This is a genomic window from Leucobacter fengyongliangi, from assembly GCF_052386045.1.
On record NZ_CM126356.1, the window covers coordinates 1,144,793 to 1,157,274 of the forward strand.

The following is a 12,482-nucleotide window of genomic DNA, read 5'->3' on the forward strand; positions in this document are numbered from 1 at the left end:
CCAGCCTAATGAAAATCTCGTGAGGCGACAGAGGCCGGGGCCGAAAGAGGCTCGAAACGGTGTGCGATCACGTTACACACTCCCTCGGGAGTGCGCTCGAGCACCCCGGCGATGAGGAGCGCGGGTGAGGTGCGAGCTACCAGGCGATAACGGGCCCAGACTCCCGCAAAGACCACGACGTTCACGGTGCCCGACTCGTCCTCAAGGGTGAGAAACGTGATGCCACCCGCGGTGCCCGGGCGTTGCCGGTGCGTCACCAGCCCGGCCACCGTCACGACCCCACCCGGCCGAGCCCGCATGATCCGATCCGATCGGGTAATCCCACGCGCGTCGAGGCTGTCTCGCAACAGTGCGAGCGGGTGCGCTCCGGCGACCACCCCGGTGCTCCACAGGTCAAGCGCCGTTTGTTCGGCCGCGGTGAGCACCGGCAGCAGGGGTGGCTGCACGTGTACGGCAACGCCCGGCAGATACTGTTCGCGATTTTCGGCGGCCGGGCCGGCAGACCAGAGAGCCTCGCGCCGCCCGATGCCCAGTCCGGCGCACGCGCCGGCCGAACCGAGCGCCTCGAGCTTCACGCGATCGAGGTCGGCGCGGCGAGCCAGGTCTGCGAGATCGAGGAAGGGGCCATCGCGTCGCGCGCGAACGATGCGCTCGGCGGTGACGGTGTCGATACCGCGCACCTGGGCGAGGCCAAGGCGCACCGCGAACGCGCCGTCCCTGCGGTGCTGCATGCTCGTGTCGGGGGCGTCTGGAGCGAACGGCGGCACCGGGGGCTGCGTAAACGAGGTGCACGCGTCGAGCCCAGTGGGCTTCGCGCGATCCACCATTTTTTCGAGCCCGGCGAGCACATCCGACTGCTGCACATCGGCGGGGCGCACCTCCACCCCGTGCCGGCGCGCGTCTTCGACCAGCGTGCGTGGCGCATAGAACCCCATCGGCTGCGAGCGCAGCAGGCCAGCGAGAAACGCCGCGGGGGTGTGCAGCTTGAACCAGGCGCTCGTGTACACCAGCAGGGCGAAGCTGATGGAGTGACTCTCGGCAAAACCAAACGCCGCGAATGCCTCGATTTGCGCGTAGATGCGCTCGGCGGTGGCAGCATCGATGCCGTTCGCCTCCATCCCCTCGAAGAGTCGGGAGCGCAGCCGCTCAATCTTTTCCACGACACGCTTTGACCCCATGGCCCGCCGCAGCAGGTCGGCATCTTCGGCGGTACAGCCGCCCACGGCCATCGCCATCTGCATGAGCTGCTCTTGAAACAGCGGCACCCCCAGGGTGCGCTCCAGCACCGGTTTGAGTGACGGGTGCGGGTAGGTGATTGCCTCGGTGCCGGCCCTTCGACGCAGGTAGGGGTGGATCGCGCCGCCCTGCAGCGGGCCGGGACGAATGAGGGCGATCTCAACGACCAGGTCATAGAAGCAGCGCGGGCGGAGGCGGGGCAGTGTATTCAACTGGGCGCGGCTCTCGAGTTGGAACACCCCGATCGCATCGGCACGACACAGCATGTCGTACACCCCCGCCTCGTCACGGGGCAGTGTTTCGAGACTCCACCGCTCACCGGTGGCTTCCGCCGCGAGCTCGATGGTGACCTGCAGGGCACTGAGCATGCCGAGGCCAAGGAGGTCGAATTTCACGAGGCCCATCGACGCACAGTCATCCTTGTCCCACTGCAGCACGGTGCGCCCGGGCATCCGCGCGTGCTCGATCGGGCAAACCTCGCCCACCGGTCGCTCGGTGAGCACCATACCCCCCGAGTGGATTCCGAGGTGCCGCGGCGCGCGCATGAGCTGACCCGCCAGGGCGAGCACGTCGGGTGGGATCACAGGCCCGCCCTGCTCGGCGCTGTCGGGCAGGCTGCTCCAGCGCTCCAGCCCCCTGGTCCATGCGCGCTGTTGACCGCTGCTGAACCCGAGTGCCTTTGCGGCATCGCGCACCGCGCTTTTCGGCCGGTAGCTGATGACGTTCGCAACTTGCGCCGCGTTGCGCCTGCCGTAGGTGGCGTACACGTACTGGATCACCTCCTCGCGTCGGTCGCTCTCGAAATCGACATCGATGTCCGGTTCTTCCTCGCGCATGCTCGAGAGGAAGCGCTCGAAGGGCAGTTGATAGTGGATCGAGTCGACCGCCGTGATCCCGAGCACGTAACAGACCGCCGAGTTCGCAGCGGATCCCCGACCCTGACACAGGATGCCGCGGCTGCGTGCGAACTGTACGATGTCGCGCACAATGAGGAAGTATCCGGGGAAGTCCTTCGCCTCGATGAGCGCCAGCTCCTTCTCGAGCCGGGCGGTGATCTCAGGGTCGGGAAGGCGGTATCGTTCCGCGGCGCCCTGGTAGGCCAGTTCTCGTAGCCAGCTCATCAGGGTGTGCCCCTCGGGCGGCTGCAGTTTCGGTAACCTTGGCCGCGCCGTGCGCAGGGGGAAGGCCAATTCCTTGGCGAGCGGTGCGGTGCGTGCGACGGCGGCCGGGTGTCTGGCGAATCGGCGGTGCATGGCGGCCCCCGATCTGAGGCGCGCGGCACCGTTTGCGGGGAGAAACGGGTCGAGTTCGTCGAGGCTGCGCCGGGCGCGGATCGCGGCGACGGCCTCCGCCAGCGGAGCCTCTGCAGCCGTGGCAAAATGCACCCCGCCGGTGGCGAGGGTGGGGAGCCTCTCTTCGTGTGCCAGCGCGGCGAGGCGGTCGTTGAGTACGTCGTCACCGGGATGCCCGTGATCGGTGAGTTCGACGAACACTCGGTCTCGTCCGAAGAGTGACGTGAGGTGGCCCAGCGCTGCACGTGCCGCGCGTTCGCCATCTGCACGGTTGGAGGCGTTCGCGAGCGCACGGCGCACGCTGCCCTTGCGGCACCCGGTGAGCACAACCCATTCCTCACCGCTCGCCGCGGCCAATTCCTCGAGGTCGTACACGGGGCGCCCCTTATGCCCTCCGGCCAGTTGCCCCTCGGTGATGGCGCTGGAGAGTCGGTGATACCCCCCGACTCCCTGGGCGAGGAGGAGCAGGTGCGTGCCCTGCGGATCCGCAACGCCCAGTTGCGGGACATCGAGCCCGAGGGAGAGCTCGGCTCCGAAGACCGTGGCAAGCTCGGGGTGCTCTGCCGCGGCCTCAGCGAAACGCGCGGCACCCTGAAACCCGTCGTGGTCGGTGATGGCGAGCCCGAAGAGTCCGAGCCTTGATGCCTCGGCGACGAGCGCTTCGGGAGAGCTCGCGCCGTCGAGGAAACTGAAGTGCGAGTGCGCGTGAAGTTCGGCGTAGGGAAACGTGGCGGCGGGTTCGTGCCCTGCACGCGCGCCCGAACCAGGGTTCGCCGCGAGTGTTTCTGCGGGATGTGCTGTGGGATGTGGAAGCGACGGCGCGGGCGGTGATGTGGGCGGTGGTGCGGGACGCAGCGGGCCGCGCCCCGAGAGCGTGCGCTCAAGTTCACCCCAGGGAACAGCCGGATTATTCCATCCCACGTCAGCCTCCTTCCGTCGGTGTGCGACTATGCATAGTGAGCTTCGACGAGCCACCGCCCAGTGGGGTAAATCTCTCGGACGGCTTCTCGGCCAGACGCTCTGCCAGACGCTCGGTCAAGTGCTCCGCTAGGCCCTCGGCCAGATCCTGGGGCATCTTGAGTGTCAGTATCTGGGCCATGGGGTTGACCCGAGTGTCCATGTTCGTATCTCAAAAGCCAGGCATCGCCGTCCTCAAGTAGCACCTGTATGCGGTACCCGGCCCGGCCCCCCGCCCACCATCGTTCATGCAATGGCCAAGGGGCGGACCACGCCTCGATCGCCGCGGTCAAGTGCTTGCCATTGATGCTCAGGCGTGCCGGATGAGACGCGAGGACATCGTCTTCGGTGGGCCACACCGGGGCACCCGAGTTATCACGCAACTCCGCGCTCACTTCTTGCGTGAAAACGGTGTTGGGGAGTGCGCCGGTGATGCGCCCTGGCCAGGGGCCATCCCGCAGGCGAACACGGGAGCGGGGAGCACGCCGTGTCTCCGCGCGGGTACCCCAAGGCACTAATCGTTGCCGCTCTGCGGTGAGTCTTCCGCCGGTAAGTTCGCCCGTGCCGACACCCTCGTGACCGACGAGGCTTTGCACTCGGCTGAGATGGTGATGCACGCGTTCGTCAGGGGCCGTGTTCCACAGCCCCGGCTCGTGGCTCGCGGCGTGCGCTGTACGGATCGGAGTGAGGCGTACCTCGGCGATGCCCGAACCCCCTCGATCCGGATCTCGGGGAACGGTGGCAGCTTGCCATCGTACGCGGTTCACCACATCGCTGGTGGTGAAGTGGCTGGGGTGTGCCCAGGTGCGTTCGTGCCGAATGCCGATGTCGTCGGTGAGTTCCACACGCAGCTCAGTGCAGACGAGCCCGTGCTCAATTAACCCACGGGTGAATGCCTCGGCAGAGGAGCTGCAAGCAAAGGCGAGTTGGTCTGCGCCGTCGAGCGGGGGCTCGAACGCACAATCGACCGAAAGCTCAATCTCGGGGTCACGCGAACGAACCTCGGCGGCGTGCGCGGCACCCAGCCCGCGTGCGCGTCGGTGCGCGACGACGCCAGCAGAACCGAAGCGTTCGCGAACCGCATCCTCTGGGAGGGCGGCCAACGCGCCGAGCGTGCGAATGCCGAGCCGAGCAAGCACGTCAGCAAAATCGAGAGATGACGCACGTGCAACCGAGAGGGGGCCGAGGAACGCTGCCGTGTGCTCGGTGCGCACGATGCGCACGCCGGGCGAAGGGATATCCACCCCCGGGTCTGCCTCGAATGCTCGCGTGGCCTGCTCTGCGGCAAAGCGCCCGCTTGCTACCCCCACTCGGGATTCCGGAAACCCGAGCTCAACCATGCGGGCTATCAGCGTTGCCGCTGCCGCTTCCTCGCTGCCGAAGTAACGTGCAGGCCCGCGTGCGCGCATGGCGCAGAGCCCCGGGCGTAGCGGCTCGACTCCCGGAATGGTCTGTTCAATCGCTGCGAGTACCGGCGCGAAACGGCGCACGTCGACCTCCGGGTCGTGTGGGTGCACTTCGAGGTCAGGGCATCGCGAGCGTGCCTCTCGTTCGCGAAGTCCGACGCGCACACCAGCCAGGCGGGCTGCCTGCGAGCATGCGACCACCTGATGCTGCGCGATGAGGGCGAGCGTCAGATGTTCATTGATGGATCCCTCTTCTTCGTGTTCGCTGAGATATGCGTGCACGGGCCAGTCGGGCACCCACAGCGCGATCACCCGCTCGGCTTGCTCGCTCATGATGCACCCACTCGGGGAAGTGCCCCGGAGAGTCGACCGTCACGAAACACGACGGTGTGCTGTTTGGGGCCCCGTCGATCGTCGGAACGGACGGTGAGTTCGTGCGTCAGGAGCATTCCGTGGCCGCGTCCGAGCCCACCCCAGCGTGAGTTCGTCACGCGGAGTGTGCTCTCGGCCTTTGGCCACTGCCCGAGCACTACGAGTGCTGCACCATGATCGCGGAGTCGTGCAGCCAGCCGTTCCGCGTCTGGTGCGCGCACCTGACTCGACGGGCGCAGGAGCAGCACAGTGAGGACCTCGCTCAGGGTTCCCGCGATGCTGATCGAGTGCGGCCCCGGATCGGGCACCAGCACAAAGCGATCGAGCGCCACCCCGAGCTCGGCCGCTGCCTCAGCCCCGAGCTCGGGGAGGCCGATGGCTCCGCACCACGCGCCCGAGGCAGATGCGGCGGAAATCAGCGCGAGAGAGAGCTGCAGCGACCCCGAAACGATCGTGGCGCTGCCTCGCCGTAACGCACCGCCGGGCAAGAGATCGCGCAACTCTGGCGGAGTGGGGAGCGCGTCGTCCCCCAGCCGCATGGGCTGCATCTGCGTGATGCGCTCCTGCAGCGTGCGAACGGTTGCGGCCTGATTCATGCAGCAATGTTCGAACATATGTTCGAACAAGTCAAGTTGAAATTTCACTCACCGGCGCGTCGTCATACGTGCGCCTGTGCCCTGGGCGGGATCCACTTCGAACCCCGGGAAGGGGTGTCTCGGTGAACCAAGTAGGATGGGCGTGATGAATGACGATGACCTTGACGATTACGAGCGTGAAGCAGAACTTTCGCTGTTTCGTGAGTACCGCGATGTCGCTGGCCAGTTCCGCTACGTCGTCGAAACAGAGCGACGCTTCTACCTCGCCAACGATGTGCAGCTTGAGCGTCGAGACGCGGGAAGTGACTTCTACTTCGAACTCACGATGACTGACGTGTGGGTGTGGGATGTGTATCGCGCCGACCGCTTCGTGAAGTCGGTGCGGGTCCTCACCTTCAAAGACGTCAACGTTGAAGAGCTCACGGCGCGTGAGTTTAAGTTGCCCCAAGAACTCTCGATCGACGAATAGGGTTCGGCGGCAACGCTTTGCCGCTCACACCCGGGTCTGATCTGTGGATCGCCTGACCTTTCCACAGACTTCCTGAGGCGCCAGCGCGGCACGGGGATGCCCGGTCAGTCTGGTCGTATGACTGAATCGACCACCCCTCAGCACCCTACGGGGCAGCGCAATCGTGCCGTTGGAGCCCGCGGTGAACAACTCGCGGCCGACTATCTGGAAGCACTCGGGTATCGCCTCCTCGCGCGAAACTGGCGTGGGGGCAGGCAGGGTGAACTTGACCTCGTCGCCCGTGACGGCGACTGCATCGTCGCCGTTGAGGTGAAGACGCGCAGCGGCACCGGATACGGGCACCCACTGGAGGCGATCACTGCGCAGAAGGCCGGTCGCCTGCGGAGGCTGCTGCTCAGTTGGGTACGAGAAGTGTCGCCCGGACCCGCTCGGCTGCGTGTTGACGCGGTCGGCATCACCCTTCGCGTCGGCGAACGACCTCGAATCGATCACGTGCGGGGCATCGGATGAGCGCCACTGTCTGCCGTGTGGCCGCAATTGCACTTACCGGGCTGCAGGGAACGCGGGTGCTCGTGGAAGCGGCGGTGTCGAATCAGCTCCCGGGCATGGCGATCATCGGGCTGCCAGACACCGCGCTCGCCGAAGCGAAGCAGCGGGTTCGGCTTGCCACCCAGCAGGTCGGTTTGGCGCTGTCTGATCGTTTCATCGTGGTGAACCTCAGCCCCGCGGCGCTTCCCAAACAGGGGTCGGGGTTCGACCTGGCCATCGCACTCGCGGCGCTCGCCGCATCCGGGCACCTGCCCACGGGCCGCCTCGCCGAGACCGCTCACCTCGGGGAACTCAGTCTTGATGGTGAGCTGCGGCGACCTCCCGGGCTCCTCAGCGCGGTGCTCGCGGCGCGGGAGTTGGGTTTCAGGCGGGTGATGGTGCCCGCACACGGCGCACGCGAAGCCTCCCTGGTACCGGGCATCGAAGTGGTTGCCGCCCGCGACCTGCGTGATGCAGTCGCCTGGCACCGCGGTGAGAGTGGCGGTTGTGAGAATGCGCATTGGGCGGAGGGATCCTCTGCCGACCCAGCTTCCGAGGCAGGGGAGCAGGGAAAAGGGCTGCAATCCCTGGAACACACCGAGGGAGAACCCGACATGTTCGATGTGATTGGCCAGCCAGACGCGGTGGAAGCACTCATGGTTGCTGCAGCTGGGCGGCACCACGTGTCGATGATGGGCCCTCCGGGCGCAGGGAAGACGCTGTTGGCGACTCGGCTGCCGTCGATCCTGCCCGATCTCAGCCTCGATGAATCGATCGTTGCGAGCAGCATCGCATCGCTCGGAGGTGCGGGGCTCACCGAACTCGTCACGCGGCCTCCGTTCGAAAGCCCACATCACACGGCCTCGAAGGTCTCGATCATCGGAGGCGGCGATTCTGTCTCGGTGAGGCCAGGTGCAGTCACGAGATCCTGCTTTGGTGTGTTGTTTCTCGATGAGGCTCCTGAGTTTCCCAGCGCGGTGCTCGATGCGTTGCGGCAACCCCTGGAATCCGGAGAGGTCGAGATTCATCGAGCCCGAATTCGAGCGACGTTGCCCGCCCGCGTGCAACTGGTGATCGCTGCGAACCCCTGCCCCTGTGGAAATGCCGACTCGTTAGACGCAGTCGAGCCTTGTCGCTGTACCCCGAGCACACGAGTGCGCTATCGCAACCGGCTGTCTGGCCCACTTACCGACCGCATCGACCTCCGGTTGAATGTGCGCCGCGTTTCAACAGTGTTGCTCGGACAGGTCGAATCGTGTCCGCGGCCCACCAGCGCAGAGCTTCGGCTACGCGTGGTCGATGCCCGGGCGGCGATGGCCGATCGCCTTCGAAATACGCCGTGGTCGGTGAATGCTGATGTGCCGGGCCACTGGCTCCGCGATTCATTTGTGGCGCTCCCGAAAAGCGTTACGACGGTACTTGACGCCGCGCTGAGCAGAGGATCCCTGACGCTGCGCGGCTACGACCGAACCCTAAAACTTGCCTGGTCATTGAGCGATCTGGCAGGCAGAGGCAGCCCGGGTCGAGATGAACTCGCACACGCATTGGCTTTACGCGGAGGAGCAACCCCATGAACATAGTGCCAATACCCCGGCTCGTCGGTGCCGATCGGCTTGCTGCCGACCCGCAGGTGCGGGGGTTACTTACACGCCTCGCCGGTAGCCCAGACGATAGTCAGGAGCACGCAGACGCGCTGCTCGCGCGAATTGCCTGGTCGCGCATCGCCGAACCTGGGGACGGGGTGGCTGGCGAGCTCCTCGCTGCTCTGGGACCCGAGCGGTCCCTGCAACTGCTCATCGCAGGCGTGACGCCCGTGCAACTTCGTGATGCGGCATCACGGGCGGGAGTAGATCTCGCCACGTGCGCGGCAGAATCTGCGCTGGGTCGATGGCTTCCCAGAGTGGATCGCGCCGAGACCATGCACGACATCGAACGGGGCATGGAAGCAGATCTCTGCGTGATTGTTCCCGGCGATGCCGCGTGGCCGATCCTGCTGGACGACCTGGGGCCACACGCACCGTTTCTCCTGTGGGTGCGAGGTGATCCTGTGCATTTCGCCTCCCCGTCACTGTCGGTCGTCGGTGCTCGCGCTGCGACCGGATACGGTACCCATGTGACGGCCGAGATCGTCGCCGGTGTATGCGCGGCAGGATTCAGCATCGTGTCGGGTGCTGCGTACGGTATTGACGCGGTGGCACATCGCACTGCGCTTGCCGCAGAGGCCCCCACTGTTGCAGTGCTCGCCGGGGGTGCTGATCGCGCGTACCCGCAGTCGCATGACGGGTTGCTGGGTAAGATCAGCGTGACCGGTGCGGTCTGTGCGGAGATGGTGCCCGGTGCTGCCCCGACCCGCTGGAGATTTCTGCAACGGAATCGCATTATTGCTGCGCTCTCCTCTGCGACCCTGGTGACCGAAGCGGGGGTACGCTCCGGAACACTGAACACCGCAGGGCATGCGGCCGAACTGGGGCGGGCGCTCGGGGCAGTCCCCGGCCCGGTCACCTCGGTGGCATCCAGCGGGTGCCACAAACTTATTCGCGAGTACGGTGCGGCCCTCATCACCAACGCTCGTGAGGCATGTGAGCTGGCCGGCCTGGGAGACGAACTCGAGATCTTTCGTGATGCGTCACGGGTATCGGGGGAGACGGGCGGCACCGCCCGTCAACCCTCTGTGCACGGTCGGGTGATTGATGCCCTACCGCTGCGGGGAAGCAGAACACTGATTGAAGTTGCACGGCTCGCGGGTCTGAGTGTCGGGGAGGCGCGCGCTGCCCTTGCCGAACTCGAACTCCTGCAAGATGTCGCACGGCGCGATGACCCCGGCGCGGCAGAACAGAAGTGGGCCTTGGTGCGTCGACAATAGGGGCATGCGGCTAGACACGGCAATTGAGGGCTTTCTCTCCGCTGTTGAATTTGAGTACGGTTACTCGGCGCACACAGTAAAGGCGTATCGGCGCGACTTGCACTCGCTCGCCGAGTACGTAGCCTCTGATCTCGAAGCTTCTAACGCCAGAGAGGTCGGCGTCGAGGCGCTCGATCTCGAGCGCCTGCGCGGCTGGCTTTGGCGCCGGCAACAAGCGGGTCTCGCCGCCAGTACGCTCGCACGGAATGTTGCCACCGTGAAATCCTTCGGAAGTTGGCTCGAACGGAGACAGCTCGTTCCCGGCAGTCCGGCATCGCGGTTGCGCGCACCGAAAACGGCCCGCCCGCTCCCTCGAGTCCTCAGCGAGGACCAGGTCACCAGAATTCTTGACCGGGCCGCGGGCCGTGCCAAGACCGGCGATCCCGTTGAAGTGCGTGATCTCGCGGTTCTTGAGCTGTTGTACGCTACTGCGTTGCGTGTGAACGAGTTGTGTACCCTCTCGCTCAGCGGGCTTGACTTGCAAGAGCGCACCGTTCGGGTCACCGGAAAAGGCAACAAGCAGCGCGTCGTGCCCCTGGGCGCTCCCGCGGCGCGGGCACTTGATGCCTATCTCTTGAGCGCTCGGCACCGGCTCGCTGCTCGCGTGTCAGAGGTCCCTGCCGTGTCTCCCGTCTCCGCTCCTCCCGCAGAATCGGGGTATTCGGTGCTGCGTGACGCGGGGGATCGCGTCGTGTTCTTGGGAAACACTGGTCGTCCGCTCACGGCCCAGGCCGTGTACCGCTTGGTCGCACGCGAGTTGGAGCAGGAACCGGGCAGCGGCCCGCGAGGCCCGCACACGCTGCGGCACACGGCAGCCACCCATCTGCTCAACGGAGGAGCAGACCTGCGCGTGGTGCAAGAGATGCTCGGGCACGCGAGCCTCGGTAGTACACAGGTGTACACCCACGTCTCGACCGAGCGACTCGCAGCCGCCTACCGCCAGGCCCATCCGCGCGCGTGATGCGTCCGCCTGATCTACGCATTTAGCGCTCGAGCGAGGGAAGCATTACGGGTTTCGGTCGCAGAAATCTCAGCGGATTCACGTATGCGCCATCGACGCGCGCTCCCAGGTGGAGGCAGGATGCCTGACAGTGCCCGCCAGACCCGACCGTGCCGATGATCTCGCCCCGACTCACCTCGTCTCCCTCACGAAGCGTGGTGGTGAGGGGTTCAAACGACACTAGGGTGCGGTCGTCGATGCGCAGGGTGATGACGGGCCGATCCACCACCGTACCGACGAACGAGACCGTGCCTGCTGCTGGGGCGCGCACCGCGTCGCCCGCGCTTGCGGGAAGATCGATACCCCGGTGCCCTGCTGCATAGTGGCCGCCGGGAAGCGAGAACGGTGCACTGACGGTGAGCGGATGGCCGAGCGGCGGGAACCAGGGCGACCCCGCCAGCGTAATGAGCGCTGCGATAATACTGATGCGGTGAATTCCGAGCATGCATCAACGGTGTCAGCGACGTGAGTGCGGTGCCCCGGGGTGAAGACATCTGTGGACTACTTAGGCCACCGCACTCGTCGGTGTGGGGTGTGAGCGGTGAATCCGGCATCTGCCGGGTCTCCGGGGGTCACCGGGCCGTAGTGCTGTCGATGCTACACTTGTGGGGCACCTCTCACGAGGTGACTTCGCGTGCCCGCTCAATGGAGCACCGCCAACGGTCCCCACCGTACCTTCTCGCTTGCGAGTTTGTTGCAGGGGCGGCGGAGCCTGGGGCACCAGGATTCGGAAATCGTTCCGAAAAAATCAACCGCAAGAGTGCGCCTTTTTGAGGCGTGCAGAACAGGAGAACGGCAATGGCCGTCGTAACTATTCGTCAGCTGCTCGACAGCGGCGTTCACTTTGGACACCAGACGCGTCGCTGGAACCCGAAGATGAAGCGCTTCATCTTCACTGAGCGCTCGGGCATTTACATCATCGACCTGCAGCAGTCGCTCGGGTACATCGATGATGCCTACGCATTCGTGAAGCAGACCGTCGCGCGCGGTGGAAACGTTCTCTTCGTGGGAACGAAGAAGCAGGCGCAGGAAGCGATCGCCGAGCAGGCTGACCGCGTGAACCAGCCCTACGTGAACCAGCGCTGGCTGGGCGGTCTGTTGACCAACTTCCAGACCGTAACGGGCCGACTTGAGCGCATGAAGGAGCTTGAGCAGCTTGACTACGAGGGTGGCACCAGCGGATTCACCAAGAAGGAACTGCTGCTGAAGAAGCGCGAGCTCGAGAAGCTGCAGAAGTCGCTTGGCGGTATCCGCCACATGACCAAGACTCCGTCAGCGCTTTGGGTGGTCGACACCAAGAAGGAGCACCTCGCGATCGACGAGGCGAAGAAGCTGGGTATCCCCGTCATCGCTATCCTCGACACGAACTGCGATCCCGATGAGGTCACCTACCCGATCCCCGGGAACGATGATGCCATCCGTTCGGTAGCGCTACTCACACGCGTGATCGCTGATGCCATCGCCGAGGGCCTCATGGAGCGTCACCAGAAGAACGATGGCGGCGCAGTCGCTGCTGAGCCCCTCGCCGAGTGGGAGGTCGAACTGCTGAACGCTGACAAGACCGATGCGCCCGCCGAGGACGCTACTGCTGAGGCACCCGCCGCTGAGGACGCCGCTGTCGAGGAGCCTGCCGCTGAGGCACCCGCTGCCGAGGTCGCTGAAGCTGCTGCCGAAGCACCCGCTGCCGAGTAACTCGGCGTTCTTCCCACTTTCCACGATCTGAC

At 65.5% G+C, this 12,482-nt stretch carries 10 protein-coding genes; 6 read left to right on the top strand and 4 right to left on the bottom strand.

What is annotated here, in order from left to right; genetic code table 11:
• Positions 1–5: 5 nt before the first annotated feature.
• From ACTNFK_RS05350 to imuA', 3 genes are read right to left on the bottom strand one after another with little or no spacing between them, the layout of a single operon-like run.
• Positions 6–3,449 carry an error-prone DNA polymerase gene (locus ACTNFK_RS05350; protein WP_435936357.1) on the bottom strand — a complete coding sequence of 1,148 codons (3,444 nt, stop codon included), beginning with the start codon at positions 3,447–3,449 and terminating at the stop codon, positions 6–8.
• 26 nt (positions 3,450–3,475) lie between these two features.
• Positions 3,476–5,224, bottom strand: a complete 1,749-nt coding sequence (locus tag ACTNFK_RS05355; protein ID WP_435936358.1) for a DNA polymerase Y family protein — start codon at positions 5,222–5,224, stop codon at positions 3,476–3,478.
• The gene (imuA', locus tag ACTNFK_RS05360; protein WP_433647243.1) at positions 5,221–5,859 is read right to left on the bottom strand and encodes a DnaE2-dependent mutagenesis accessory factor ImuA'; all 639 of its coding nucleotides are present in this window, start codon (positions 5,857–5,859) and stop codon (positions 5,221–5,223) included. The genes ACTNFK_RS05355 and imuA' overlap by 4 nt, the downstream gene beginning before the upstream one ends.
• 145 nt (positions 5,860–6,004) lie before the next feature.
• Here imuA' and ACTNFK_RS05365 point away from each other — a divergent pair, with 145 nt between their 5' ends.
• From ACTNFK_RS05365 to ACTNFK_RS05385, 5 genes are all read left to right on the top strand, one after another.
• The gene (locus ACTNFK_RS05365) at positions 6,005–6,328 is read left to right on the top strand and encodes a DUF2469 domain-containing protein (protein ID WP_433647241.1); all 324 of its coding nucleotides are present in this window, start codon (positions 6,005–6,007) and stop codon (positions 6,326–6,328) included.
• A gap of 117 nt (positions 6,329–6,445) precedes the next feature.
• Complete coding sequence (locus tag ACTNFK_RS05370; protein ID WP_433647240.1) at positions 6,446–6,838, top strand: YraN family protein; 393 nt, start codon at positions 6,446–6,448, stop codon at positions 6,836–6,838.
• On the top strand, positions 6,835–8,430 hold the full coding sequence (locus tag ACTNFK_RS05375) for a YifB family Mg chelatase-like AAA ATPase (RefSeq protein ID WP_435936359.1): 1,596 nt from the start codon (positions 6,835–6,837) through the stop codon (positions 8,428–8,430). The genes ACTNFK_RS05370 and ACTNFK_RS05375 overlap by 4 nt, the downstream gene beginning before the upstream one ends.
• Positions 8,427–9,719, top strand: coding sequence for a DNA-processing protein DprA (dprA, locus tag ACTNFK_RS05380; protein WP_435936360.1), 1,293 nt, complete (start codon positions 8,427–8,429; stop codon positions 9,717–9,719). The genes ACTNFK_RS05375 and dprA overlap by 4 nt, the downstream gene beginning before the upstream one ends.
• 4 nt (positions 9,720–9,723) lie before the next feature.
• Positions 9,724–10,719: a tyrosine recombinase XerC gene (locus ACTNFK_RS05385; RefSeq protein WP_435936361.1), complete on the top strand. Its 996-nt coding sequence runs from the start codon at positions 9,724–9,726 to the stop codon at positions 10,717–10,719.
• A 22-nt stretch (positions 10,720–10,741) separates the two neighbouring features.
• Here the strand turns inward: ACTNFK_RS05385 and ACTNFK_RS05390 are convergent, their stop codons facing one another.
• Entirely contained in the window at positions 10,742–11,203 is a 462-nt protein-coding gene (locus ACTNFK_RS05390) for a M23 family metallopeptidase (protein WP_435936362.1), read from the bottom strand.
• A 353-nt stretch (positions 11,204–11,556) separates the two neighbouring features.
• Between ACTNFK_RS05390 and rpsB the strand changes: the two genes are divergently transcribed.
• Positions 11,557–12,450, top strand: coding sequence for a 30S ribosomal protein S2 (rpsB, locus tag ACTNFK_RS05395; RefSeq protein WP_435936363.1), 894 nt, complete (start codon positions 11,557–11,559; stop codon positions 12,448–12,450).
• Positions 12,451–12,482: the final 32 nt, after the last annotated feature.